At 58.3% G+C, this 26,824-nt stretch carries 15 protein-coding genes and 1 pseudogene; 8 read left to right on the top strand and 8 right to left on the bottom strand.

Features of this window, described 5'->3' with window-relative positions:
• On the top strand, positions 1-663 hold a 663-nt coding region (locus tag N7333_RS14500; RefSeq protein ID WP_279859035.1), incomplete at its 5' end, for a D-hexose-6-phosphate mutarotase.
• 569 nt (positions 664-1,232) lie between these two features.
• Here N7333_RS14500 and N7333_RS14495 read toward each other — a convergent pair.
• Positions 1,233-2,156: pseudogene (locus N7333_RS14495) on the bottom strand (LysR family transcriptional regulator).
• A 148-nt stretch (positions 2,157-2,304) separates the two neighbouring features.
• On the opposite strand from N7333_RS14495, the gene N7333_RS14485 reads away from it, so the two are divergent.
• The gene (locus tag N7333_RS14485; protein WP_129484187.1) at positions 2,305-3,267 is read left to right on the top strand and encodes a LysR family transcriptional regulator; all 963 of its coding nucleotides are present in this window, start codon (positions 2,305-2,307) and stop codon (positions 3,265-3,267) included.
• A gap of 446 nt (positions 3,268-3,713) precedes the next feature.
• Here the strand turns inward: N7333_RS14485 and N7333_RS14480 are convergent, their stop codons facing one another.
• The 7 genes from N7333_RS14480 to N7333_RS14450 all read right to left on the bottom strand — a co-directional run bounded on the left by N7333_RS14480 (position 3,714) and on the right by N7333_RS14450 (position 14,876).
• Complete coding sequence (locus N7333_RS14480) at positions 3,714-3,953, bottom strand: AbrB/MazE/SpoVT family DNA-binding domain-containing protein (RefSeq protein ID WP_179575762.1); 240 nt, start codon at positions 3,951-3,953, stop codon at positions 3,714-3,716.
• Entirely contained in the window at positions 3,950-4,753 is an 804-nt protein-coding gene (locus N7333_RS14475; RefSeq protein ID WP_279859037.1) for an inositol monophosphatase family protein, read from the bottom strand. The genes N7333_RS14480 and N7333_RS14475 overlap by 4 nt, the downstream gene beginning before the upstream one ends.
• 61 nt (positions 4,754-4,814) lie before the next feature.
• Positions 4,815-6,101: a Fic family protein gene (locus N7333_RS14470; protein ID WP_279859034.1), complete on the bottom strand. Its 1,287-nt coding sequence runs from the start codon at positions 6,099-6,101 to the stop codon at positions 4,815-4,817.
• 401 nt (positions 6,102-6,502) lie between these two features.
• On the bottom strand, positions 6,503-8,581 hold the full coding sequence (locus N7333_RS14465; RefSeq protein WP_279859033.1) for a hypothetical protein: 2,079 nt from the start codon (positions 8,579-8,581) through the stop codon (positions 6,503-6,505).
• The gene (locus tag N7333_RS14460) at positions 8,578-12,582 is read right to left on the bottom strand and encodes a hypothetical protein (RefSeq protein ID WP_279859032.1); all 4,005 of its coding nucleotides are present in this window, start codon (positions 12,580-12,582) and stop codon (positions 8,578-8,580) included. Before N7333_RS14460 ends, N7333_RS14465 begins: the two co-directional genes overlap by 4 nt.
• A 260-nt stretch (positions 12,583-12,842) precedes the next feature.
• The gene (locus N7333_RS14455) at positions 12,843-13,649 is read right to left on the bottom strand and encodes a hypothetical protein (RefSeq protein WP_013983928.1); all 807 of its coding nucleotides are present in this window, start codon (positions 13,647-13,649) and stop codon (positions 12,843-12,845) included.
• Positions 13,650-13,883: 234 nt separating this feature from the next.
• Complete coding sequence (locus N7333_RS14450; RefSeq protein ID WP_279859030.1) at positions 13,884-14,876, bottom strand: WYL domain-containing protein; 993 nt, start codon at positions 14,874-14,876, stop codon at positions 13,884-13,886.
• Between the two features lie 37 nt (positions 14,877-14,913).
• Here N7333_RS14450 and N7333_RS14445 point away from each other — a divergent pair, with 37 nt between their 5' ends.
• From N7333_RS14445 to recD, 6 genes are all read left to right on the top strand, one after another.
• Entirely contained in the window at positions 14,914-15,822 is a 909-nt protein-coding gene (locus N7333_RS14445) for a tetratricopeptide repeat protein (RefSeq protein ID WP_279859029.1), read from the top strand.
• 76 nt (positions 15,823-15,898) lie between these two features.
• Complete coding sequence (locus tag N7333_RS14440) at positions 15,899-16,807, top strand: hypothetical protein (RefSeq protein ID WP_279859027.1); 909 nt, start codon at positions 15,899-15,901, stop codon at positions 16,805-16,807.
• Between the two features lie 10 nt (positions 16,808-16,817).
• Entirely contained in the window at positions 16,818-17,411 is a 594-nt protein-coding gene (locus N7333_RS14435; RefSeq protein WP_003459743.1) for a hypothetical protein, read from the top strand.
• A gap of 139 nt (positions 17,412-17,550) precedes the next feature.
• A complete protein-coding gene (gene recC / locus N7333_RS14430; RefSeq protein WP_279859026.1) occupies positions 17,551-21,012 on the top strand; it encodes an exodeoxyribonuclease V subunit gamma in 3,462 nt (1,153 codons plus the stop codon).
• A complete protein-coding gene (gene recB, locus N7333_RS14425; RefSeq protein WP_279859024.1) occupies positions 21,009-24,689 on the top strand; it encodes an exodeoxyribonuclease V subunit beta in 3,681 nt (1,226 codons plus the stop codon). The genes recC and recB overlap by 4 nt, the downstream gene beginning before the upstream one ends.
• Positions 24,686-26,815 carry an exodeoxyribonuclease V subunit alpha gene (gene recD, locus N7333_RS14420; protein WP_279859022.1) on the top strand — a complete coding sequence of 710 codons (2,130 nt, stop codon included), beginning with the start codon at positions 24,686-24,688 and terminating at the stop codon, positions 26,813-26,815. Before recB ends, recD begins: the two co-directional genes overlap by 4 nt.
• The last annotated feature ends 9 nt before the right edge of the window (positions 26,816-26,824 follow it).

The raw sequence follows: 26,824 nt of genomic DNA, 5'->3' as shown, positions 1-26,824 counted from the left end.
AGTGGCGCCGGCGGTTCGGAGAGCGGCGGCACCCAGATCTGCTGGCCCTGGTTCGGCCGCCATCCCAGCGAGAGCGGCTGGCCATCTCACGGCTGGGCGCGCTTGAGCGAGGAGTGGCAACTGCTGGCCTGCGACTGGGGCGAGCAGGGCGTGCAACTGCTCTGGCAGCTCGAACTGTGCGACTGGACGCTGCACCTCGAGGCCGAACTGGGCGAAACCCTGGCGCTGCGCCTGGTGACCCGCCATCAGGACAGCGAACCCTGCCAGCTCAGCCATGCCCTGCATGCCTACTGGCGCATCAGCGACGTCTCGCGCGTGGCGCTGCTCGGCCTCGACGGTGCCAGCGGCCATGACCTGCTGACCCGCGCAGACTGCCGCCAGGAAGGCGAACTGCGCATCGAGGACGGCTGCCACCGCATCTTCCGCCACACCGGCGTGCTGCAGCTGCAGGACCTGCCCTGGCAGCGGCGCCTGGCCATCGACACCCGCGGCGGCGCCAACAGCGTGGTCTGGCACCCCGGCAGTCGGCCGCTGACCGAGGTCGGCTGGAACGAGAGTCTGGGCTTTCTCTGTGTCGAAGCCGCCAGCTGCGGCCCTGACAGCCTGTGCCTGGCACCGGGGGAAGAGGGCGTGCTGACGCTGCGCGCGAGTCTGGCTCGGTAGCATCCGGCCCGGCCATCACCTCGTTTCGCTGCGCACTGGCCAGAACGGCCATCCTCCTAGGGAAAGGGCAGGCGCCCAGGCTCTGCGACGGACCTTCGCCTGCCACTTTATCCAGACGGCGGAACCAAAGTCCTGCATTCCTAAGCAGATGGCTGAGCGCATTGAAATGTTATCGACGACAGTTGTATGGCGCTGATCGATATCTACCTGCGTCAGTCGAAGGAAGGCGTCATGGTGTCTTCTTGGTTATTCTCCTTGCCATGTTGAAGACAGTACGGCACTAAACGCAGCGCCAGGTAGATGGCGATGCCACGGATCTGGGACAGGTGAACACCGACCCTTTGATGGCACAAAGTGCGTGCATCGAGCTTTGATCGAATGCGGCTGCCGATGATTGCGGTATCGGCCCGCTTGATAGGGCTTTCTACCGCGATAGCAGCCCGAGCTCAGCAGTTCTGCGCCTATTTATGGCGGACGCGAATTGTTGCTTTGGACGTCGCAGTTCTGGCGTTCCAGAAAGTTGTCCTGAGCCAAGTATAGTGATGATTGTGTTCGCAGTTCGGTGGTGATCAGCCAGGCGTAAGGTTGCGTGTCGCTGCAACCTTGGCCATCGCATCTGTAAACGGCGGATTACTTTCAAATGATTCGATCAGCAACTCCGAGAGGATGCGCACTTTTTGCGCTGGGTGCGCGCTGGGCGGCCGCACGATGTAAACGTCTCCTACTGGCAGTGGATAGCGAGTCATGATCGGAACGAGTGCGCCGGACGCCAGATATTCGTAAGTGACACAATCGGGGAGCCATGCAATACCGAGCCCCGCTGCCGCAGCACCGGCGAGCGCCGCGCCGTTATCGCTCTTGAAGCGTCCCTGCGGCTGCACGGTGATGACCTTGTTTCCATCCATGAAGCGCCAACTTTCGGCGCCGAGCAACGCCTGATGGGCGGCGATTTCGTCCGGCGTCTCGGGTGCTCCATGTGCCTTGATGTAGTCCGGGCTGGCGACGAGCTTGCCGTAAATCTGGCCCACGCGTTTGGCCAGCAGGTTCGAGTCGCGTAGGGCTCCGACCCGGATGGCACAATCGAAGCCTTCCGCGACCAGGTCGACGAAGCGATCTCCGTAGGCCGCATCAATCTGAAGGCGAGGGTAGCGGCGTGCCATCTCAGCAAGCACAGGGGCAAAGTGTATCGGGCCGGAGGAAAGCGGCACTGCGACCCGCAATCGACCACGAAGATCCCCGGTGGGAAGAATCGTTTCCCTGGCCGTCTCAATCTCGGCACTGGCTCGGGCCGCATGTTCCCGAAATGTCATACCCGCTTCTGTAAGTGCCGCACCGCGGGTGGTTCGTGCGAGAAGCTAAATGCCAAGGTCCGCTTCCAGTCGGAACAGTCGCCGACTGACGATTGATTTGGAAACTCCAAGGTGGCGTGCGGCGGCTGAGATTCCGCCAGCATCAGCGACCTCAACAAATGTTTGCAGGTCTTCGAGATTCAATCCGGCGTTCCCCATTCCGCGACACAGCTAGGCGCAGAGCGACACTAGCCCATCGTTAATCGCGACAGCAATACTGTGTTCAAGCAGCGTCGCCTCACAGCCTGATCGGCGACAGTCAAAAATGTACAACTCTGCGTAGGTGCCTAACATGATGAACAGAAATGATTTGCGTCGGGCGGACATCAATCTGCTGGTAGTTTTCGAAACCATGATGCACGAGCAAAATGTTAGCCGTGTCGGCGAGAAACTGTTCCTTGGGCAACCAGCAGTCAGCGCTGCCTTGGGGCGCCTACGCCACCTGTTCGATGACCCGTTGTTCATTCGCACCGGGCGGGTAATGGAGCCTACATCCCGCGCCCAGGAAATTTTCTCCAACCTGACGCCTGCTCTCGACAGTATTGCTGCTGCGTTGGGCAAGTGTCAGACGTTCGACCCGACAACGAGTGAAGCCACTTTTCATATTGGTCTTTCCGATGACGTCGAATACGCCTTGTTACCCACTCTGTTGCGCTGCCTACGCGTCGATGCACCGAACATAAGGCTTGTGGTACGTCGCGCCGATCAATGGCAATTGCCCCAGTTGCTTGCATCCGGGGAGATTTCGCTTGGCATCAGCCATGCCTTGCAGCTGCCGGCCAATGCGCGGAGTAAGCATTTACGGTCGATTCGCCCGATGTTGCTGCGGGCTGACTCACAGGTTGGCGCACTGACCCTGGAAGAGTTCTGTCGGCGGCCCCATGCCGTGGTGTCGTCCATGGGCAACGTTATCGAGAATGCCGACCGGGCCCTCCATTCGCTTGGGCGTCAACGTAAAGTCGTCCTCGCTGTGCCGCAGTTCAGCGCCTTACCCATGCTACTTGAAGGCAGCAGCATGATTGCCATCGTGCCGGAATATGTTGCTCAGGCCATGTCTGGATCGGGGGGCTTGAGAGCTGAAGCCGTGCCAGTGGTACTTCCTCAGCAAGAGCTGTCGATGGTCTGGAGAGGGGCTGCTCACAGTGATCCGGGCGAGCGGTGGTTGCGTTCGCGATGCAGCGCTTTATTGGGAGCACAGCCAGAAGAGCTTGCTCGTCAGAATATGTCGAGTTGTATTGTTGCGGCGGCAGCCTGATTACCACGGAGTTGCCGTGACACTTTCGGGACATTCGTAGCCCCTGAAAACACAAAACCCCTGAAATTCTCTAGGAAGATCAGGGGTTTGTGCTTGCTTCAATTGGTGGAGCCGGGGGGATTTGAATCCAAAGACACAAATGCCCAGCTCAAATCAGCGTTTCAGGCGCTTGGCCTCGGAAAACTGATTTGTAGGATTTCACTCAGTCGTTGAGCAGTATAGGAACCTTGAGCCTTCCGTCAAGAGCGCATCCAAATCGATTTTCACTTCAAAGGCTTAGCGCGGTACAGGGAGGGTTTTTTGCGTTCAAATCCTTTCTGGGGAGTTGAACTGACTGGATTGATCAAGGCGTTTTGGTTCAGGTGGTTGCCCCGATCAGTCCTCTAAACGCTTTGCTCATGACGTCATGCGACAGGCAGGGCAGCCAGTTCTGCCTGGTTGCCTGCTCAATCATCCGTAACATTCTGCGCTTTTCCGAAGGTATCCCAGTGTCCGACCAGTTCATCAACGCGGTCTGGAGTGCGTTCAGTTTTGCTCAGCACTAGGCACCGCGTTGAGCCAACGTATTCCTCGACTAGATAAAGGGAGTCACCAACATCTACACCGAGCTCTTGGAGGACCTCATCGGGAATGCGAATGGCGCCATCACCATCCCAATCCTCGATCACGACTTTTAGCGTTTTCATGTAAATACCTTGCTCCAATTTCGGCTTGCCAGTGACTGGCAGGCTTCTCGCGTACCGCCAAAGCATCTCCGAGATACTGTCTGCATGTCGGCTTCAGTGACATAAGTGATGCTGTTCCCATCCTGGTCAATCAGCACGCCCCCTGCGCCAATTAGCAGCGCATGACCTGCAGCCACATCGTGTGCTGAAACCGGCACAAGCGATACGCCTGCATCCCCATCACCTGCTGCGACTCGTGCCAACCGATAGGCGATGCTGGGCATCGCCACAAAGCAACCTGGTGAGCACAATTCAGAATTGATTTCGGGCTTGTTCGTTGCCGCAGTGCTGACCATAACTCTGCTGTCTTGATTCCATTCTTTTTGGGCGAGTGTCGCTTTAATGGGGCTCCCATTGCGAAGCACACACGGTGCCCCTTTTGCCCATGCGACGCAGTCGGAATCACCATCCAGCAAAACAGGTGCATAGACCACGCCAAGCACCGGTTGGGCATCCTCAAGCAAGCCGACAGATATTGCAGAGCCTTTGTGGCCTTTCAGGAAGTCTGCAGTCCCATCATTGGGGTCAACAACCCAGCAATACCTGGCTCCTGTGAGCCTATGGCCTGTTTCCTCACCCCAGAAATCACAGTCGAGCAGCTGCAGTAACCGCGGCTTTAGCAGTGATTCAATTTCAACATCGACATCTGCTTTATCGCCTGAGCCGCGAGGTCCTTCTGGGCGCTGCCATTCAGTAATGAGCAGCAGGCCAGCGTCTTCGACTAGTTGGACGACCTGTGCAAGAAGGCTTTCGTAATCCATAGGGCTTAATATTGAGTGTTCGCTTTCTGTCTGAGGGCGTGAATGGTTGGGTGTGAGATCATCAATTCCCATGGCGCGATTTCCAGAGGGTGAACTCGGATGGCCGTAATCCGTAACGCGCCAGCACCCCTTCGTGCAGTCGTCGGAGCTCTTCAACGATCAGGGCTTGTACTTCTGGCTGCTCAGTGTCTGAAACATGCTCAGCTACTGCGTGTTGAATGCAGGTCAGTGGATCAAGCTCAGGATGAGTGACGACCTCTCGAATGGTCGATTTGATGAAGTCCCGCCAGGTCAGTCTAAGTGGGTCTGGTTCAGCAAGGTCTTGCTTGATTGCCAGGTACTCCTGCGTTGAGCGTTCATAGGCCCAGAGGTACAGGTCGCGCAGCAGCTCTACCCGGGTCATTTCGTATACGCCCAACGTGGCGCGGCTGTAGGCCTGTTCGGGTACATCCAGAAATGTCAGCGGACATAGGTTGGCGCGAAACAGTGGCAGGTTCGCTGCCAGTCTGGAGGTGCGCTTGTTGATGTCGGCAAAGGGCTGCAGGTAGGGCAGGTGCACCATCATGAAGAACGACTGCTCGAACGGATCAGTAATCTGATTGGCCTTGCTAAGCAGAACCTCCAAGGTGTCCTCAATCTGTTGTGGTGTTGAGAGAGGGCGATAGGTGCTTTTCCCAATGTCGACGGCATGCTGTCGGATGCGGCCTTCATCTGTAGGATTTGGGAGCAGGTTCTCGGCCAAGGCGCTGTGCAGGTTCATCAATGTGTAGCGGTTGAACTCTGCACTTTCAATGTTCTCGACCAACAGCTCGATTGCCGTTTTATGGTTCAAGATCATCTGTGTTTCGATGGCTGCTTTGCCTTGTGCGGCCTTGCCATGCTCAATCAGCTGTCGCGTATCGAGTCGCGAGTAGGTGTTCCCCTCCAGGTGACTCGATGCCCACGATAAATCAATCAGCAGGCGATTCAGGACTGCGCGGCTGTACGTGCCTGCAGGCTCCAAGGCATCTGTGGTTTTGCCCATTCTGTGCAGTTGGCGCCGCAGTGATTCTGGCAGGTAGCTCGTTGCGTTCGGCTGGTAGGTGTCAAGAAAGTCGCGCTGGTAGCCAACGGGCTTGCGCGCTTCAGGTGGTTGGTTGATGTAAGCGAGGATGTCCCGGCTGTCTGCCGACAGCGGGATAAAGGACGGAAAGCTATCAGTGTCCAGGGTGCTGGTTTCTGCTTGGATAGCAGTTCCGAAATAGCGCCGTGCTCTACCTTCACCCTGCGCTGAGATCTGACCGCTTGCTATCAGCTTTGCAATCAGTCGCTGCGCTGTTCTCCGAGCAATGTCGGGGTGTTTGGCCAATAGCTCAGTCAGCGTCAGTCCGTTCCCAGATGCTTGGATACTGTTGAGTATGTCTGTGGAGGAGGGCATAGCTTAGGTGGCGCCGTTTGAATGCTGTTGGCGCAATTCTGGCGCAGTTTTCTGAACTGCGCCAATTGAAGCGTCGAATTTGGCGCAGTTCCACGCGATCTGCGCCATAGCGAGGGCCGAGGGGAGCTGAGCGAGGGGTAGTAGTTCAGATGTGCTGGGGCCCTGGATATTGGTACGTCCATGACCAATGCACCCTTGTAGAAGCCCCGCTAGCACGGACACTTTCGAGTACGCTTGAGGCGAAATGCGATCCTCGTCTTGATCTGGTGCGAAACATCTCTGCTGGGGGGAGTGTCCCTTGCGTACGGCGCCAATGTGGAGTCCCGCTCTGTTCAGTTGTGCAGACACAGCTCCACGATTTTTTGAAGGATCGAGGTCTTGGCCGATTCCCGGAGCTTCACTATGTCAAAGGTGAACGTAGAGAAGAACATCTCACCCAGCGGGTGGCTCAAGACGGGAACCTTCGCTCCGGAATCGTTCGTGATTACTACGTTGTAGACGAGGCTTTGCTTCGGGATGGTGTTGTTGGCTGCTTTGTTAGACGCAACAAAGAACCAAGCCCCTTCAGTACCGTTATCCTGGATAAAGATGCTATGGCGCTGTTTCTGCCTAGTTGGCGTGAGGTAGTACGGGAGGGCAGATATTTGGATGCCGACCTCTCGTGACGGAGGCATGCCTTTGTCCTGACGCTCCTGGTTGTCGAACAGGGTGTTCCCGATGATCGAGGGTATCCGATCGGTTCTGTAAGCGTTTAGCCAGGCGTTTGTTTCTTTGTCGCGGATCAGGAATGCTCCATCCCAAATGACATCGAAGGGTTTCGCATCGCCTTTACCGAGGGCACTACTGAGCTTTTTGAATTCGTAGTTGAATTCCCCCTTGGAGGCCTCGTCGTATCGTCGCGATCGCTCAATTTTTATTGTCTTGCCGGCAATGGATACATCCAGAACCTGGATATAGACGTTCTCCTTCCAGTCCCTCCGGCAACTCATCAGCTCCAGTGACATTGTGGGCAGCGTTGCTTCGCTGATGGTTACGGCTCTGTCCTTATGGATTGCCTCTTTTAGGGCCAGCTCCTGCAGGGATTTTTCGATGGCCGCCTCAGATGGCAGCTTGCTGGCGACTACGTTGAACCCCTGGCAGATGCTACCGATAGACTGGGCGAAGCGATGTAGTTTCACCGACGTGTAGTAGTCGAACTCTGCTGTGGGATTGCGTTGCTTGGCAGCAAGAGCCTGCCAGAAGGAGTTGAAGGACTCGTCGATGGAGGTTTCAAAGATGCTGGATCCGTTCTTGCTCCCGCCAACGTTTTTGACCTTCTCACTAAGAACCAGATAGTTCGTTGTGCCCACATCCAGTTGCGTGGGGTCTGGAAGGGAGTCGGCGGCCAGCACTTTTGATGCTCCAAACCTGTCGACGAGCTCGCTGATGAAGCCAAGTCGGGCCTCATCACTTGAATAGCTCGTGACAGTGTCGAGCAGCCAAAGTGGGTTGGACATGGTCGGAAGTCCTTCTAGGAAGGCCTTGACCTGGTGAGTGGCTTCGTACACGACAGGGATAAACTCAACCCCTGACAGATTCAGTAAGCGCTCGATTCGATTGATACAGTCGGTTTGATGGTAGTTGATGCTGTTTTCATAGCGATCGCAGGCCCTGGCATTTTCATTGTTCGTGGCGAAGGCCATGTAGTTGCGATCACTGTTCGTTGTCGCGCTGAGCCGGCGGGTGCGCTCGAATCGCTTCCCGGCCCAGTCGAACATGAGCTCGCCGCTGTCTGTGATCGATCGGCTGATGGCGTCCTGTGTGGAGGAGCATTCCATGACCACTCGATTGAGCTTAATGGCGAGCTCCTGTTCTTTGGAGAAGAACAGGTCGTACGCGAGTGCATCGAAGACAAATTTTCCGTCCCTGGATGTGCGGCTCAGCATCAGTCCAATGTACAGGTCAGCATTGAACTCGACCGGGGCAATTTCGTAGTGCTTGTCCACATCCATGAGAAACGAGAGTTTGAGTTTCAGGTCCAGCAGGGCCTGAATCGCGTAGAGAGGATTCAGCGAATGCTTAGCGATGACCTCACGGACCTGGCCTGGTTCAGGGGGGAAGGCGCTCAGATATAGGAAACCGAAAGCCCCCTTTCTCGCGTTGAATTTGCTGTAGTGCACTTTGGTGGAAGCAGGAAGGCCAAGCTTCTGGCGGATGAAGTCCTTGATGGTCGAGTCAACGCGCTGGTAGTACCTCTCGGTCCTCTCGTCGGAGTTACGGGTTACCTCAACCACGGCTGCCTGAATATGCCCAACCCCTTCGGTGGGGGCCGACAAGAGATCAATGATGGTCTCCAAGTCACCAGGTAGCTTCAGCATGTTGGTGCGGGCCTTGGCGGCTGTTCCTGGTTCCAAGACATTGAAAAGGGTCATTCCGCGCTCCTTAGCAGCTGTACCAGAGTAGGGTTGATCATCAAGCGGTCATCGACTTTAAAGATGCGGTTTTTGTCTTTGGTAGGGACGTAGCTAGTGATCGTCTTGAACGCGTTTAGGAAGTGGATTGACTCCCCGAAATTGAACTCGCGCTCGGCATTTAGATCGTTGTGGTTGGGTTGAGTGTTGACATAGAGGAAGCGTGGGGTCAGGTTCAGTGCTCCACACAGCTCATACATGTCCTGCCTTTTTTTCTCCGCTCTGTGAAGGGTTTTGAGAGATTGCTCGTGGTTGTCCAGGGTGCCCGACCATCGTTTCACGTCGATGCAGATGATGGTGTCATCGACATGTACATAGGTGTCGTAGTACTCGTACACCGCGGGCCCGAGAAGATCGATCAACTGATCCAGGTTCAGTGGTTTGATCCCCAATGCAGAGAGCACCTTCGAGAAGATGAATTCCCCCACGTTCCCCTTCAGGAGCGGGATGAGGGCTGGGTTAGGTAGGTGTACATCCACCCCATCGCTGGCCATGTTGCACGCTAGATTAACGATGCCGGGCCCTGAGTCAGTGTCTTTGCCGTCAGTTCGCACGTAGTCAGGAACCAGCCATTTCCCGGGCTGATAGACAGCTTGCCCATGAAGCAGGTCGGTAAGGTGGTAGACGCTTTCCGATTTCGTGCAGACGGTGACTCGATCTGTTACTTGCCTCGGAAGGTAAAAGGCACTAATGACTTCTTGGTAGTAGTTGGAGGCCTTTACAAGAGGAGAGACCAGGAGCTTGCGGACGTACTTTTCAGGGGCGGTGATGCTATCTGGTGACCTGAGCAGCTCATTGAGCTCGATGGCATCCCGATTACCTTCACGCGCGCTGCTGAGAATCTTGTTTCGGAATGCCCCGCTGAAGAAGTTTTCGATGTCGTCAGCAGCGGCGGCTACGTTGGCGGTGAATTGCTCGCGTTCCACTTCGGATGGGAAGCAGCGTCTCTCCGCTTGTTCAAGGCAGAACTGCATGAGCCTGTGATTCAGTAGCGAAAGGCTGTTGATGAGAAGGTCGTTACCTTCACGGCGAAGCCGGCTATACCTCACCACCAAGTCGTCGATGACGTCACTCGGTAGGAAGATTTCGGTGTGGAGATAGCTATCCCGTCTTTCAACGCGACCTACAGCCTGGATGATGGCCTTGAGCACTGCTAGATCATGCTCGTGGTTCAGGATGCGGCGATTCTTGGGCTGCATCAGGTTTGAGTCGAACTCAGACAAACGAACAGCCTCGTTCTCCCCGGATGAGATGTGTTTCAGCAGGAGAATATGGTTTTTGACGGTATTGAGGCCGGTGTCCTTCTCGCGGATCGCGCTGTAGAAGGGGGTATTGACCAGCACCAGACGGTCGAAGTCTTGGTGGAAGTTGTCCTCGCTTCGCTCAATGAACAGATTGAGGCCGGTACCAGCGCTGCCGTATGCGGAGATCAGGCAAATGCGAGTATCTGCATCAACCTTAAGGTACTCGTCGATGTTGACCTCTTTAGCCAGCTGGGAGCTGAAGAGGATGACCCTGATCCTAGTTTTGTCCTCAAAAGGTTTCAGCTCGAAAATCTTGTCTTGGTGCTTGCGCCGAAAACCCTTCAAGCGACCCTCAAGGCCCTGTGCCAACAGGGTTCTAAAAAGATCTGCAAAACGGTTGTTCAGGGAGAGAATGAAGGTGTTCTTTCCATCCCAGGCGGCCATGAGCATGGCCTCGATCTGCCGGCGGTAGGCTGACATTCGATACTTGCTTTCACGGTAGCCCTGAGGAAGCAGGGCGTTTGACCAGAATTTGTATGCACTCCGGAAGGCAGGGTCGCTGCGCAAACCGCTGATCTCATCTGCAGAGGTGTTGTGGAAGGGCCTGACTTGCATCGTTCTGGCTTTGGCGCGGGCCTCACGGAGGTCTTCCATTGCACATACGTCCGCTACAGACCGCTGAATTACTCGTACACCAAGGTTATCGCCAAGCGCTTCCCCATAGCGGCTCAGCATTTTCCTGGAGAAGTTCCCTGAATAGGAGTCCTTGAAGCCCGTTGTTGCGCTCAGGCACATCGCGCTGTTCTGTGTTCCACGCAGGATACGAAGCAGTTTGACCTCAGGTAGTTCCAGGATCAGGTCGAGGTGGAAGTCGACAAAAATACGGTTCTTCACCGCGTCATTTCCGAAGGGAATCTTGTCCACCTTGACCAGTGAAAACACGATTTTGGGAGCGAAGAAGGTGAAGAACGCATCTACGAAAATCTCGGCGTCCTTAGCGCGGTCGAAGATGGATGCGACATAGGAGCTATGCTGACGAGCCTTCGTGATGAACTCAGAAAGTGGGGCGTTCTGACTGGCATCCTCGCCCAGCGCCAGCAAATGTCTTAGCGAGCTGTTTTGAGGGATCTTGGAGCAGGCGTACAGGGCACAAAGCATGACTTGCAAGAAGTCGTGCAAAGTTGGGTCTGTGCTGGGGCCACCATCATTGAAGGACAGGCGGATCTCGCTCTTGCCGCAGACAGACCGCATTCGAATACGCTTGAGGGCATCCTCGTTGTAGAAGCGCCTTGGCGTCATGCTGAAGATGTTGCGTGACAAAGCGAGGATCTGCTCGACATCACGGTTGTCGATGGTGATGTGTCCGACATTCCCGGAACACATTTGCAGAATGGAGTCCAAGCTGACGCTGGTTTCGCAGTCCTCATCGTAATGCCGGCGGAGATCATTCATCAGCTCAACAGCTTCGTTGAACGCGATGGGCTCCTCCTCGTCAGGGCCATACGTTGCCGAAATCATTTCCATCAGGCGGTGGAGGCCGGCAATAACATGAGGGGGCTTGACCTTCTCGCTGATCAGCTTCTTCTTACCGTCCTCAAAAATTCGGTCGTAGCTGTCGTGCTCCTCGTCGATGACGAGGTTGAAGGTGATTCCGTTCAGCTGGAAATAGTTGGCCTCGTCGGGGAGGAAAAAGTCACTCTTCAGGTACGCAATTTGCTCATCATGGCTCAGGCTGCAGGCTGCCCCAATCGGGGCGGCGGCGTCCTCATCCGCATCGGTTGGGCCGCGCTTAGCTCCGAGAATTTCGTCAAAGCCCAGCTTCTTGATATTGGGTTCTTTCTTGTTGTCTAAATATCCGATGAACGCGCGTTTCAGGAATCGGGCGGTGGTGGCAACGAAGATGGTAGGTCCCACCTTGGCCCGCTCGAACGGTAGAACGTGATCGATGATTTGGATCTTGGCCCGATCACGGTCGTCATTGGCACGCTGAAAGTGCTCGTGGGTGGTCTGGAACTCAAAACCAACCTTCTCCCGGATTACCGCCTTGGCCAAGTCTTGCAACGCATAGAGCAGGCAGCTTTTAGCGGCATCAATCCGACGCTCAAGATCAGCTTCTCGCAGGTAGTCGGTGACCCCCGACTTCAGGAATCGAGTCTGCTCCGCCTCAGTGATCTTGAGTCCACTAATAGCGCTACTCAGTTCGCCAATAGTCTCGCGGTAGTACTCAGTTTTGAGAACTCTAGTCCAGCCGACGTATAGATCTTCATTGCAAATACCCGATACCCAGCCGACAAAGTTGAGGTCGGATAAATCCTGCTCCGCCAGGAAACTGAGGATACTGACACCCCGAGCAGCTGCCTTCTCCTGAGTTGCCTTGGAGACGTCTATCTGTGCCTTGTGCGGGGTGATAAAGAACAGGTTGCGGTGGCCACCACGTTCGCCACGCACTGCCGCGTGCTCGATGAACTGGTCAAACACGTTGTAGGACTTACCGAAGCCAGTGCCGTCGTTGGCGAAACTAACCGAAGGATTAGGCTTGGCGTGCCCATTGAAAAACGGCGCCAGCCTGGCCCGGTGCGAATTTATCTCGTCGCTAAGCGCAGCACTGACCGCCCCCTTTTGTGCAGAAGGGATGCCGGCGAACAGGTCGCCATTTTGCAGCGGTGGAGTCTCTAGGGGGCGGCTACCACCCTTGGTGTCTCTAAGTTTCTTCTGCATGGCGGCAATCCTTCGCTTGTCGAGGTAGCTGCTGTTGCTCCCTCAAAAATAGATTGATGGTTACTCATCTATTCAAGATGAACCGGCGTCCACTCTCAGCCAACCTCTGGGTAGTTGGCATCGCCCCATAAGGTGTCTGACCTGAATGCCGCTAGGCGCCGAGCGCTGCGACAGCATCTTTGACGTTGTTTCATGGGCTGCCTCAGAGCGATGCCGCTTCGCTAGTGGCTAATGGGTGTGAGTGCGCTAGACCAACCTCATCAATGGCTAAACCTCAGGAGTTTAAGGCCGTAGCCCGAATAGTTCAGGCTTACCCAGCCAGTGGTGACAAAGTCCAATTCGAGGCTTCGCTCCAGAGTATCCACGATATCGACGTAATCTCCGATGCGTGTGTCGATACCACCTTCAATGATCAAGATCTCACCATTGAAGTGGCTTGAATTCGTAGTCTCTGCTGATGCCAGCAGAGCATTCACAGCTGCGCTAGGTGTCACCCCCCAGCCGACATTCACTGTGGCAATGCAGTCAACTCGTGGCTGCCACATAAAGTAGCTTTCCCAGTCTAGGTTTAAGAACCAGCACATTTCGCGGGAGAGGTAGAGGCTTGCCCAAAACTCTACCAGGTCACTTTCTGACTTCCAGCGATAGGCGCGAAATCCAGACTGTAGTCTTGTATCGCTTTGCTCTAGCAGATGGATGTGTACGATGCTGCCTAGGCTCGCCAGAAGCTCCTGTGGTAGCGGGCAGGTGGAGCCGCCATGAATCCAATGGGCCTCATCAAATAGCCGCAGTGGTCGCCATGCCTGATCCAACCCATAAGCCGTAAAGCGCTGTCTTGTCGGGTTGGATAGGTGCTTGTGCATGGCCCCTTCAACAATCCCCATAAACCGGTCGGCCTCCGCTTGTGTAGCGGCGATAAGCCCAACTTCGTAAGTATCCAGGTGGGGCGCTTCTTGAGCTGCCATCTGGTCGAGCGCACCTTTGGGACTTTCGAGACTTTCTTCTTGGTTGAACAGGTAGTAGAGGTAGTCTCGAAGTCCCGATTTGCCAAAGCGTGGCTTGAGCACCTTCAGCGCACCTGCACAGGAGCGTTGGCGCATTTGTACCCAGGGTATTGCGCTTCGGCTGTGACGCGAGCCATTTCGGAGCTCACGGCCTGGACCGTGATCGTGAAGTTGGCGCGAGGGCCTGCATTTGGGATGACACGTTGCAGAAACGCGGAGTAGGTCTTCATAGTGGAGTCTCCATGGTCATATGACAGGAGACAGGTTGCTTCCGGTATGCGACAGCCTGTGTCGCATTCAACCTTGTTCGTACAGTGCGGCCATCCGATGCGCCGATAAGGCCATTTGTTGTCTTAGCTCAACCGGCTCAAGAACCTCCAGGTGTTCGCCCTGGCTCAATAGCCATAGTTCCAGCCCCTGGCTAAGAGGCAGGCTGCCCATCATCAGCCACCAGCCATCAGCGGTGGGCTGTAGCTGTTGATCGGCAGTGAGCGCGTTCTCGTCTAGGCGTTCATAGAGCGTCTGAGAAATGCGCAGCTTCAGTTGAGTTGGGTACTCAGATTTCTGGGATATCAGGCTGCGCTTGACCTCGAACGAGTTCATCTCAAAACCGTCAGGAGCTCTCAGTTCTTCCCATGTAGCCTTGGCAGATTGAAAGCGATGCAGGGGAAGAGAGGCCAGTTTGCCATCGGGTAAGCCTTTGAAAATACAAACGAGGTAGATATTGGAGTCTTGATAGGAAAGACCCAGCGGCTTGAGATGTAGTGTTCGTGGCTCACTAGCACCGCGTTTCAGATAAAGCGCTTCGATAGATGAATCATCTAGAAGTGCTTGCTGAATAACCTCTAGCACCTCTGATTTTACCTGCCCTGGCTCCAGGACAATGAAGCGGGTATTACTGATGATTTTGCCTGAGCAGTCCCGGCTGGGTCGGTTTCCTTTCAACAGAGATATCGCGTAATCCCGCAGGGGTGCTAGGTTTTCAACCTGCACCGCCATCCCGAATCTAGCCGCGTGATCCATGATCATGACGAGGTTCATTGCATCTGTCGGCAGCATGCTCAGTCGCGACAGCGACTTTTCTGCCCACCACAACTTGGCTTTTCCCTTTGGCCTGCTATGCACATGGGGGAATTTCTGTTCTAGCTCGCTCAGGTCACGCTGAATGGTGCGCTTATCAACCTGGACACCCTGGTTGGCTACTCGTTGGTGAATGGCGTTGCTATCGAGAGCGCTTTCCTTGTTCGGGAGAAGGCCAAGAATGAGTTCATGGCGAAGCAGCTGTTCCACACTTCCGTCCTTGTTTGTGTGCGACACAGGTTGTCGCATGGCCGTTGAAAATGGTCAGACACGATCATCGATGGGCAGCAGCATGAGCAAATCTGCAGACATCTTCAATCTTATGGACAACCTTCTTCCCCGAGCTGACTACGTCGAGCTGGCTGAGCCTGACGAATTGCAACGTCTTTATGCTGGAGTCGGTATGCCATCGCTGAGAGCGATGGAGCTGAGCGGGCAGGCGGGTGTTAACTATCACGAGATCAAGGGAGCAAATCCGCTTCTTGGATTGGTTGACCCGATCATAATTCGAAATCGCTATGTGGAGCTGCGTGAACAGGCTCTGTTGGGCGATGCGGATGCGATCAATGATCTAGGGTGGTTTTGGCTTAATGGTCTCAGGCTGAAGCCGAACCCTGCGCTGGCCAGGCGGTTATTCAAGATTGCGGCAGTGATGGGAGCCCCTGAGGCTCTATTCAATCTTGCCGAGCTGGCCTATTACGGCAAGGGCTTGCCGGTCAATCCGGAGTTGGCCATCGACTATTACGAGCAGGCTTTCGAAGCTGGGATTCCCTGTGCTGCGCAAGCATTAGGGAGTTTGTATGAGCGTGGGGATGAGGGTGTCATCGTCGATCATGGTAAAGCCATCAGTTGGTACAAGCGAGGTGCGGCGGAACATGACTCGATGGCGTGCTTCTCGCTTGGTAGGTTGGCACTGGATGAATCATCACCTGAGTATGATCCCGCGCTTGGCTTGTATTGGTTACAGTGGGCTGCGATGAAGGGGCAGGTGTTGGCGACTGAGCGGCTTACCGATTTTTACTTCTCTACCTTCGAATCCCCGCCGGATCCTGATGGGGTGCTGTTTCGTTTTTGGCGGGATCTGGCGATCAGCCAGGGAAGCTTGTGGGCTAGAGAGTTGCGTGCATCGAATGTTGCTATTCAACAGGTATGCTAAAGCTCATAGCATGCTGGCTTTATGCCCTTGCAGGGATATCAAGAGGCGCTGGGGTTAGGTGATTAAGGGGAAGGGAATGAGTTTGACTGGAAATCAAAAGGCCTTTGCACAGTACCTGGCTGACTTATGGGGCAAGCCAGAGGCACTGGGAGAGATGTGTGATTTGTTCCCAGTGGGAGATGCTTCTGAGGCAGGGCTGCTGCATAGCTTTCGCATTAGCAAACATCAGAGCTGGAAGCCTTGGAAAGGGCGTATTGCCTCAGTGGTTCATCATTGGTGGTGTCATTCGCTGCAGGAGGCCTTTCTCCATTACTCCTGGCCTGATAGCCCTAAGCCTAATTCATTCCAATGCATTGCCGCCCGTTTACGGCAAGCGCTAGCTGTGCATGATCAAGAAACTGCTCGCAATGCATGTTTGGCTATATTCCGCTGGGGGGGCGTCCGGGGCCGTAAATCTCTGGCTTGGGTCGAGGATCAATACCAACAAAAAACTCTATGTCAATTGATCATACAGGCAGTCCAACTGCTTCAGCCTGGATCTGCACAGGGGCTTGCTGCATTCGATGGCAAGAGACTCCTGATGAATTCCGCTATGACAAAGGTCTACGCGGCTGCCGACCCTGACCACATCATTATCTACGACGGCCGTGTTGGCGCTGCACTTGGATTGCTTGCCCGTTATTCGCTCATGCGCGCTGGCGTAACTAGCGTCCCTGCTGATTTATCTTTTCGGTGGGGAGCCGGGCAAGGCGACACGACGAATAGGGATCCATCGCTGGGGGCGTTCAAGTTTAGTAAGCTCAACGCCGCTCAGTGCCAGCTATGGGCGGGACAGGTTTTGCTTGCAGGAGAGCTGCTGCAGCAGGTGATGGCCTTCAACCCAAGCATCGGCTCCATTGCAGAGCTTGAGAAAGCTCTATTTATGATCGGCTACAACGTAGATCCGGCGATGCCACCGCTGCCGCTTCCCCAGATTTCACGCTAAGGAATTTAAAGTGGAGTTGTTTCGGGCGATTCCGTTCAGCCAGTTGGCGGCGGCAGAGAAAGGTCTTCGTCGCCACGCGACGATGCGGATTCCGAGCAATGTTCCCTATGTTGTCGACAACCTCTGGGAGTCTATTCGGCCGAAGAATATGCCGTCCCGCCGGCATGCCATTTATGCCAGCCCCACTCCTGAGCTCGCTTTGCAGAATGCCAGTGCTCCGCTGGCGGATGGCGAAGAATACGTTGCCTGCCGGGTTGTTGTAGAACAGCAGAAAATCCGTATTGCTCAGCTTCAAGTGACCGATGCGCGCTACCACAGCGATATTCGTTTGATTGGCAAGTGGATCAGTCAGCATGGGCAGGAGCTGGCTGAGCTTTCGTTGGATCAAAAGCAGAAGCTTGCACCGCTCTTTATGCCGGGCCTGCATCGACGTGAGATGACCGAGCTGTGGAAGGCCCATCCGCTGGTAGCCGCGCTTTGCACCTATGCGAGGCAGCACTCTTCGTTCTGGTCCTCCGCATCTGACAGCCCTCGTTCTTTGGATGGTGAGCTGTTCTTTGAATTGGTTGGTGATGCCGATACCTACCGGCTTGAAGTCATTTGAGGTTGCCGGAGCGGTTCTCCAATCGCTGCCTTAGTTCAACGACGTCACTTTGCTTCTTCCGTGAAAGATCCCGTGCGACACAGGGTGTCGCATGTGTTGATTAGCTCTCACTCCAGCGTACCCAGAGGGATGTGTGTCTATGCAGGAGCTTCAGCCTGGTCTTGTTATCATCCATGGCAATCATCTAGAAGAACTGCGAGCCCTCGCGGTGCAGTGGATGCGCAGTCACCCGCTGCGACCACTGGAGAACGAAGTGCTGCTGGTGCAGAGCAATGGCATCGCCCAGTGGCTGAAGCTGGCGCTGGCCGAAGACCCGCACAACGGCGGCTGCGGTATTGCCGCGGCGCTGGATGTGCAACTGCCCGCGCGCTTTCTGTGGCAGGTGTATCGCTCGGTGCTTGGGGCGCAAACCACCCCGCAGTCTTCGCCGCTGGACAAGGCCGCCCTGAGCTGGCGGCTGATGCGTCTGTTGCCGAGCTTGCTGGAAAAGCCGGTGTTCGCAAGCCTGCAGCGCTTTTTGGAACAGGACGACGAACAGCGCAAGCTGCACCAACTGTGCGAGCGGCTGGCGGACTTGTTCGACCAATACCAGGTGTACCGCGCCGATTGGCTGGAAGACTGGGCTGTCGGGCGCGATCAACTGCGGCACATCAAGGGCACTGCGCAGCCGCTGGATGCGCCGAACCTGTGGCAGGCGCAGCTATGGCGCGAGGTACTGGCAGACGTAGGCGAAGGCGCGCTTGAGCAAAGCCGCGCTGGGGTGCACAAACGCTTCGTCGCCCACCTGCGCAGCGCCGCCCAGGCGCCGAAGGGGCTGCCACGCCGAGTTGTGGTGTTCGGTATTTCCTCGATGCCCGCACAAGTGCTTGAAGCGCTGAAGGAGCTTTCCCGCTACAGCCAAGTGCTGTTGTGCGTGCACAACCCTTGCCGCCACCACTGGGGCGACATCGTTGCCGATAAAGACCTGCTGGCGCACCACTACCGTCGCCAGCCTGCCCGAGAGGTTGGCACCGTAGCGAACGAGCATGGCCAAGCCTTGCTCGCTGCCTGGGGCAAGCAGGGGCGCGACTATATCAACCTGCTCGACCAGCACGACGAACCCGGCAGCTATCGCCACCTGCTCGACGGCCTCAATGGCGGGCGTATCGACCTGTTTACCGAGCCGGATACCACAACCCTGCTAGGCCAGTTGCAAAGCGACATTCTCGAACTGCGCCCTTTGGCGGAAAGCCGCGAAACCTGGGACCCGGTAGAGGTTAGTGCCGACCGCTCGCTGCGTTTTCACGTGGTGCACAGCATGCAGCGCGAAGTGGAAGTGCTGCACGACCAACTGCTCGCCCGCTTCAGCGCCGACCCACAATTGAGCCCGCGCGATGTGATCGTGATGGTGCCGGACATCAACGCCTACACCCCGCATATAGAAGCGGTGTTCGGACAGGTGCCGCGTCACGACCCGCGCTACTTGCCCTTCACCGTGTCCGACCAAGGCCAACGCGGTCGCCAGCCGCTGCTGATCGCGCTGGAGCACCTGCTCAAGCTGCCCCACAGCCGCTTCGCTGCCAGCGACATTCTCGACCTGCTGGACGTGCCGGCCCTGCGCGCACGTTTCGCGATCAACGAAGCGGACGTGCCGACCCTGCAGCGCTGGATCGAGGGCGCCGGGGTGCGCTGGGGGCTGGATGCCCAACAGCGCGAAAGCCTGGGTATGCCGCAGGGCCTGGAGCAGAACACCTGGCGCTTCGGCATGCGCCGCATGCTGCTGGGCTACGCCGTTGGGCGTGGGCCTGAGCTCAACGGCATCGAGCCCTACGATGAAGTGTCGGGGCTGGAAGCGGCCCTGGCCGGCCCGCTGCTGACCTTGCTTGACCACTTGGAAGTCGCTCTTCAGGAGCTTCAGCAACCGGCCACACCCGTGCAGTGGGCCGAGCGCCTGCAAGCCTTGTTGAAGGTGTTCTTCCGCTCGGAGAGCGATGCCGAAGAGTTGCTGCTCAACCAGTTGCTCAAGCTGCTTGAAGGTTGGCTGCGCACCTGCGAGCTGGCGCAGTTCGCGCAGCCACTGCCGCTGAGCGTGGTGCACGAAGCCTGGCTCAGCGGCATCGAGGACGGTGGCTTGTCGCAGCGTTTTCTGGCCGGTGCGGTGAACTTCTGCACCCTGATGCCGATGCGGGCGATTCCGTTCAAGGTGGTTTGCCTGCTGGGCATGAACGATGGCGATTACCCGCGCCAGCAATCGCCGGTCGATTTCGACCTGATGCGCAACGACTATCGCCCAGGTGACCGGTCGCGACGTGAAGATGACCGCTACCTGCTGCTCGAAGCCCTGCTCTCGGCTCGCAAGCAACTGTATGTGAGCTGGGTGGGCCGTAATATTCGCGACAACAGCGAGCGCGTGCCCTCGGTGCTGATCGGCCAGCTACGCGACCACCTGGCCAACGGCTGGCGCTCGGCCAGCGGCCAACCGTTGCTGCCCGCACTGACCCAGGAGCACCCGCTACAACCCTTCAGCGCCGCGTACTTCGCTAACCAGCCGGGGCCTGATGGCTTGTTCACCTATTCCAGCGAGTGGCGCGAGGTGCACGACGAACATGCCTTGCAGCCAGAATGCGAGCGCTTGCCCGCGCCGGTTCAGGACACACCGTTGAACCTGCGCCAACTTTCCGAGTTCGTACGCGACCCGGTGGGCGCCTTCTTCACCCAGCGCTTGAAGGTCAATTTCGATGACGACGAGTTGGTCAACCGCGATGACGAAGCCTTCCTGCTCGATGGCCTGGAAAACTGGCAGCACCAGGACAGGCTCACCCAGGCGCTAAAGCGCTGGGTAGAGGAGGCGTACGACCCCGAACAGGCCGCGACCGAACTGGGCCTGCAAGTGCAGCGCCTGCAACGCGAGGGCGCCTTGCCGCTGGGCGGCTTCGGCACCTTGAGCGCCTCGGCGCTGGTGGGGCCGATGCCGGGCCTGCTGGCGCGCTACCACGCGCAACTGCAAGCCTGGCCTGAGCTGGAAGAGGGCCAGAGCGCTGCCGTTATCGACGCCACCGACGAGCTTCCCGGCCTCAAGGACTGGCTGGGTGGCATTCGCCGCAATGCGTTGGATGAGCGAGCCTACCTGCAACTGGACAGCAAAAAGCTGTGCACCGACGACAGCTATTGCTGGCACCACTTGGTGCGGCCTTGGTTGCGGCACCTGGCGTTGCAGTTGAACGGGCCTGCCTGCACGACGATTCTGGTGGGCTTGAATGGGGACGTGGTGTTCCAGCCAGTGCCCGCGCAACAGGCGCAGCAACAGTTGCAAGCGCTGCTCGAAGCCTGGGTGGCGGGCATGCAGGAGCCGCTGCCGGTGGCCTGCAAAAGTGCTTTCGTCTGGTTGGCTGCGGGCGGGGAGAACAGTGACAACGGCGAGGCGGCCTACGCCAAGGCGCGTGAAACCTACGAAGGTAGCTACACGTTCGAGGGCGAGGTGCAGCGCTCGTTCGCCCAGCGGCGGGCTTACCCCGACTTCGACCAACTGTGCGCAAGCGGCCAGTTCCCAGCCTGGGCCAAGCACTTGTATGGCGGCTTGTTCGGCCACTTCACCCCGACCGACGCAGGGAGCGACCAATGACCGCGGAAAACCTCAACCCCCTCGATTTCCCCCTGCACGGCAGCCGCTTGATCGAGGCGAGCGCGGGCACCGGTAAAACCTTCACCATCGCCTTGCTGTATGTGCGCCTGGTGCTGGGCCATGGCGGCGATGCGGCGTTCAAGCAAGCGCTTACGCCGCCACAAATTCTGGTGGTGACCTTCACCGACGCCGCCACCCAAGAGCTGCGCGACCGTATTCGCGCACGCTTGAACGAGGCTGCCCAGTGCTTCCTGGCACCGGAGTTGCCTCACGACCCGCTGCTGGTGAAACTGCGCGACGAATACCTCGCCGACCAATGGCCTTCCTGCGCTCGCCGGTTGCAGTTGGCCAGCGAATGGATGGATGAAGCCGCGGTTTCGACTATTCATGGCTGGTGCTACCGGATGCTGCGCGAGCACGCCTTCGACAGCGGCAGCCTGTTCACCCAGACACTGGAAACCGACCAGCGCGAGCTGCTCGATGAGGTGGTCAGGGACTACTGGCGTCAGCAGTTCTATGGCGTGTCGCCCGAAGTTGCCAAGGCGGTGACCGAGTGCTTCAAAAGCCCGACCGCGCTGCGTGAGGCACTGACGCCACTGCTTTCGCGTAGCGATGCCGAGTTCCAGCAGGAGGGGGTGGCGATCACCGCGCCCGCGAAGCTGGATGCATTGCTTCAGACGGCTGCCGACTGGAATGCGAAGTACGCCACGCTCGAAGCGCTAGCCCGAGCCGCGTGGGCCGAGGACATCGTGGCGCTTGAGGCGGCGTTGCACGAGGCCCGCACTTCGCTGAATCGTAATTCCTACCCCGCCAATAGCCGCGAAACCCTGGAAGAGATGCTGCGCAATATCGCGGCCTGGAGCCAGGGTGAGGACGCCTGTGCCCACGTGTTCAGGTGTGGGCAAACCCGCTTCAGGTTGAACAAGGGCGGCAGCATTGCCAGGAAACCGGCCTTCGAGGCCATCGATGCGTTGGTCGACCACAAGGAAACCAAGCAGGACACGCGTGCGCAGTTGCTGTTGCATGCACTGCGTGAAGTACGAAGCGCCTTCGAAGCAGAAAAACTTCGCCGGGCGCAGATCGGCTTCGACGACCTGCTGAGCCGCCTTGGCCGTGCGCTGGAAGGCCCGTGCGGGCCGCGCCTGGCCGAAACCATTCGCCAGCAGTACCCGGTAGCATTGATCGACGAGTTCCAGGACACCGACCCGGTTCAATACGACATCTTCGACACCATCTACCGCATCGGCGACAACCTGCCCGACTGCGGGCTGTTCATGATCGGCGACCCGAAACAGGCGATTTATTCCTTCCGTGGCGCCGACATCTACACCTACCTCAAGGCGCGTGAGGCTACCGAGGGCCGGCATTACACCCTGGGCACCAACTACCGTTCCACCAAAGCGATGGTCGATGCCGCCAACCACTGTTTCAGCTTCGCCGAAGCGCACCCGCGAGCGGCGTTCCGCTTCGCCAAGGACGGGCAGAACCCGGTGCCGTTCAAGGGCGTCGACGCCAAAGGCCGCAGCGATGTGCTGGAAATCGAGGGCGAACAGCAGAAGGCCCTGACTCTTTGGCAACTGCAAACCGACGGCGTCATCAACAACGCCACGTACCTGCGCGAGGCCTCCGAGGTGTGCGCCTCGGCGATTCAGGCCTGGCTCGACGGTAGTGCGCCCGAGCCCTCGGGCTTGCGCAGCAGCGACGGCCAGTTGACCAAGCTCAAACCCGCCGATATCGCCATTCTGGTACGCAGCCGCACGGAAGCCGAAGCCATTCGCAAGGCCCTCGCACGTCGCAAACTGGCCAGCGTTTATTTGTCTGACCGCGACTCGGTGTTCGAAAGCGAAGAGGCCAAAGACCTGCTGTGCATCCTTCGGGCCTGCGCCCAACCCAGCAGTGACCGCTTGCTGCGTGCGGCACTGGCAACCCGCAGCGTGGGCCTTGGCTGGCAGGCGCTGGAGCGCCTGAATCAGAACGAGCTGTGCTGGGAAGAGCTTGTGCAGTGCTTCCGCGAGTTTCGCCAGCATTGGCAGCAACAAGGCGTGCTGCCAATGCTGCGTAAGCTGCTCGCGACCTTCCAGGTTCCGGCCCGGTTGCTTGCCGAGGCGCAGGGCGAACGTAGCTTGACCAACCTGCTGCACCTGGCTGAATGGCTGCAACGCAGCGCCACTGAACTGGACGGCGAGCACGCGCTGATTCGCCACTTGGCCGAGCAGATCGAGGCGCAGAGTGAAGAAGAAATTCTGCGCCTGGAAAGCGACTCGGACCTGATCAAGGTGGTGACCGTGCACAAGTCCAAGGGCCTTGAGTACCCCTTGGTGATGTTGCCGTTCGCGTGCAGCGCCAGGCCGGTGGATGGCCGCAGCAAAACGCCGCCCATGTTCCATGAGCAACAGGGTGAGCAATACCGCCTGGTGCTTGAATTGGGCAAAGGCGAGCTGGCGAAGCCGTCGCAGAAACTGGCCGACGATGAGCGCATGGGCGAGGAAATGCGCCTGCTGTATGTCGCCCTGACCCGCGCCCGCTACGCCACCTGGATTTGCGTGGCGCCCAAGGTGGCTAAAACCGGGGAAAAGTCGCTCGACCTGCACAAGTCGGGCCTGGGCTACCTGCTGGCAGGCGAAAACAAGGTGGCGCCCGAGCGCCTGGCTGAAGTGGTCGAGGCACTGGCAAAGGGCTGCGACGACATCGCCGTGAGCAAGGCGCCCACGCCCACCCAAACCGTCCACACCGCGCCCGCCCGACCCACCGCAGGCCCAGCCTTGCGCCCGCTGCATGCGCTGGCAGCCAATTGGTGGATCGCCAGCTACTCCACCTTGGCGATCGCCGACGACCGTACCCTGGTGGGCGCCACTTCGCCCATCGCCCCAGAGCCTGCAACTGCCCTAGAAGCCAACCTGCAAGAGCAGGACGACGAGCAGAACCCGTCTGCCGGCGTTGGCATTCACGGCTTCCCCCGAGGGGCGGGGCCGGGCACCTTCCTGCACGGGTTGTTCGAGTGGGCGGGCGATGAGGGCTTCGGTAACGCCGCCAGTGATGAGCAAGCCCTGCACGACGCCGTGGCACGGCGCTGCAACCTGCGTGGCTGGGAACGCTGGATCGACCCGTTGTCCGCCTGGCTCAGCCACTACCTGAAGGCGCCACTGCGCTTCAACGGCACCCAATGCACCCTCGCAGCGCTGGGCACCTACCAGGTCGAGATGGAGTTCTGGTTCGCCAGCCAAAACGTGAGCGTCGAGCGCCTCGATGCCCTGGTGCGTGAACACACCTTGGGCGGCGCGCCACGGCCAGCGCTCGCCCCAAGCCAGTTGAACGGCATGTTCAAGGGCTTCATCGACCTGACCTTCGAGCACGAGGGCCGCTACTACGTGGCGGACTACAAGTCCAACTGGCTGGGCAGTACCGACAGCGCCTATGCCGCCGAGGCCATGGCCGAAACCATGTTGGGCAAACGCTACGACCTGCAGATGTGCCTGTACCTGCTGGCCCTGCATCGCCAGCTCAAGCTGCGCCTGCCCGGCTACGACTACGACCAGCACTTGGGTGGCGCGTTGTACCTGTTCATCCGTGGGCACCAGGCGCCCACCCATGGCCTGCACTTCGAACGCCCACCGCGGCAATTGATCGAGCAGCTTGACCGACTCTTCATGGGGCAACATCTGGAGGCCAACGCATGAGCCAGACCCTCAAGCAACTCAGCGCCAGCCAAGGCGATAGCGAGCAAGTGGTAGTGCCCATCGGCGCAGCCAGCCATGGCGAGCTATTGCAGCAACTCGATACCTGGGTGGCGCGTGGCTGGCTGCGTGCGCTGGATCGTTCGTTGGCCAAGTTCATCCTCGAACAAGACCCTCAAGCCCAGGCCAGCGTGCTGCTGGCCGCCGCGATGACCAGCCACCAACTGGGCCGTGGCCACGCCTGCCTGGACCTGGTTGCCACCCTGGCCACCCCGGATTTCGTGCTCTCGTTGCCACCTGAAGGTGAGCAGGGCAACACGCTTCCATCGCAATGGTTGCAGGGCCTGGACGCCGCGCAGTGGCGCCAGGCGCTGGCCGCAAGCCCCATGGTCGAGGACCGCGACGCCAGCCCGAACGCACCCGAGCGGCCCTTGGTGCTGGTGGGGCAGCGCCTGTACTTGCGCCGCTATTGGAACTACGAGTGCAGCATTGCCCAAGCCTTGAGTGCACGCTTGGGTGTGGCGCCAGTCACCCCAGACAACCTCGCCAGCCGCCTCGACGAACTGTTCCCACCGCCTTCCGAAGCCGAGCGCGCGCAGGGCAGCAACTGGCAGAAAATTGCCTGCGCGCTGGCGGCCCGTGGCAATTTCAGCATCATCACCGGCGGCCCAGGCACCGGTAAGACCACCTCGGTGGTGCGCTTGCTGGGCTTGCTGCAAACGCCGGCGGTCGATAGCGGCAAGCCGCTGCGCATTCGCCTGGCGGCCCCGACCGGCAAGGCGGCTGCGCGGTTGTCTGAGTCCATCGGCAAGGAGGTGAGGGCGTTGCCGGTCAGTGATGCGGTGCGCGCCGAGATCCCCACGGATGTGTCCACCCTGCACCGCTTGCTGGGCAGCCGCCCGAACTCGCGCAACTTCATTCACCAGCGCGACAAACCGCTTGAGCTGGATGTGCTGGTAGTTGACGAAGCCTCGATGATCGACCTGGAAATGATGGCCTGCGTACTGGACGCCTTGCCTCATGCGGCGCGGTTGATTCTGCTGGGCGACAAGGACCAGTTGGCTTCGGTGGAGGCCGGTTCCGTGATGGGCGACTTGTGCCGCGAGGCTGAAAAAGGCGGCTACAACGTGCAAACCGCCCAGTGGCTGAGCACCCACAGCGGTGAAGCCCTGCTCGACCCCGAGTTGCAGATGGCCGCAGGCGCCGGTGACCCATTGGCGCAGCAGACCGTGATGCTGCGTCGCTCGTGGCGTTTCGACCCGCAGAAGGGCATCGGGCGTCTGGCCAAGCTGATCAACCACAAACACGCCGACGAAGCACGGCGTGTGCTGGAGCAGCCTTCGGAGCAGCTTTTCAACCTGCTGGTGCGTGGTGAGCAGGATGCTGCACTCACCGACCTTGCCATCGATGGTCACCGCAACGCCCCCGGCTACCGGCATTATCTGGAGCAACTGCGCGACTTGCGCCCCGCACCCGACACACCGTGGGATAGCCAGCTTTGGGCCGACTGGGCGGGCAAGGTGTTGTCTGCATTCGACCGTTTCCGCCTGCTGTGTGCATTGCGTCGGGGGCCTTGGGGCGTCGAGGGCCTGAACCAGCGCGTGGCCACGCAGTTGCGGCGGCGCGGCTTGCTGAGCAGCGACCACGGTTGGTACGAAGGGCGCCCTGTGCTGGTTACGCGCAACGACTACAGCCTAAACCTTATGAACGGCGATATCGGCATCGCGCTATGTGTGCCCGGACCAGAGGGTGCGTTGGCCCTGCGCGTGGCCTTCCCGCGTAATGACGGCAGTGGCGGCGTGCGCTTCGTGCTGCCGAGCCGGTTGGTGGAGTTGGAAACGGTGTTCGCCATGACGGTGCACAAGTCCCAGGGGTCGGAGTTCAACCACACCGCGCTGGTGTTACCTGATGCGCTGAACCCGGTGTTGACCAAGGAGCTGCTGTACACCGCGATCACCCGCGCCAGGGAGTGGTTCAGCCTGGCCGAGACTCAACCAGGTGTGTTCGAAGGCGCGGTAGAGCGCAACGTGCAGCGCACCAGCGGCTTGGCATTGCAACTGCACGAGGCGCTGGCTCAACGAGTAGGGCAGGCAGGATCACTGACATCAGTAGTGGGCGGGATAATGTAGATATCGAGC

It is taken from the genome of Pseudomonas sp. GD04158 (genome assembly GCF_029834875.1).
In the GTDB taxonomy this organism is placed as follows: Bacteria; Pseudomonadota; Gammaproteobacteria; order Pseudomonadales; family Pseudomonadaceae; genus Aquipseudomonas; species Aquipseudomonas hydrolytica.
This window is presented reverse-complemented; position numbering and strand designations above follow the sequence as displayed.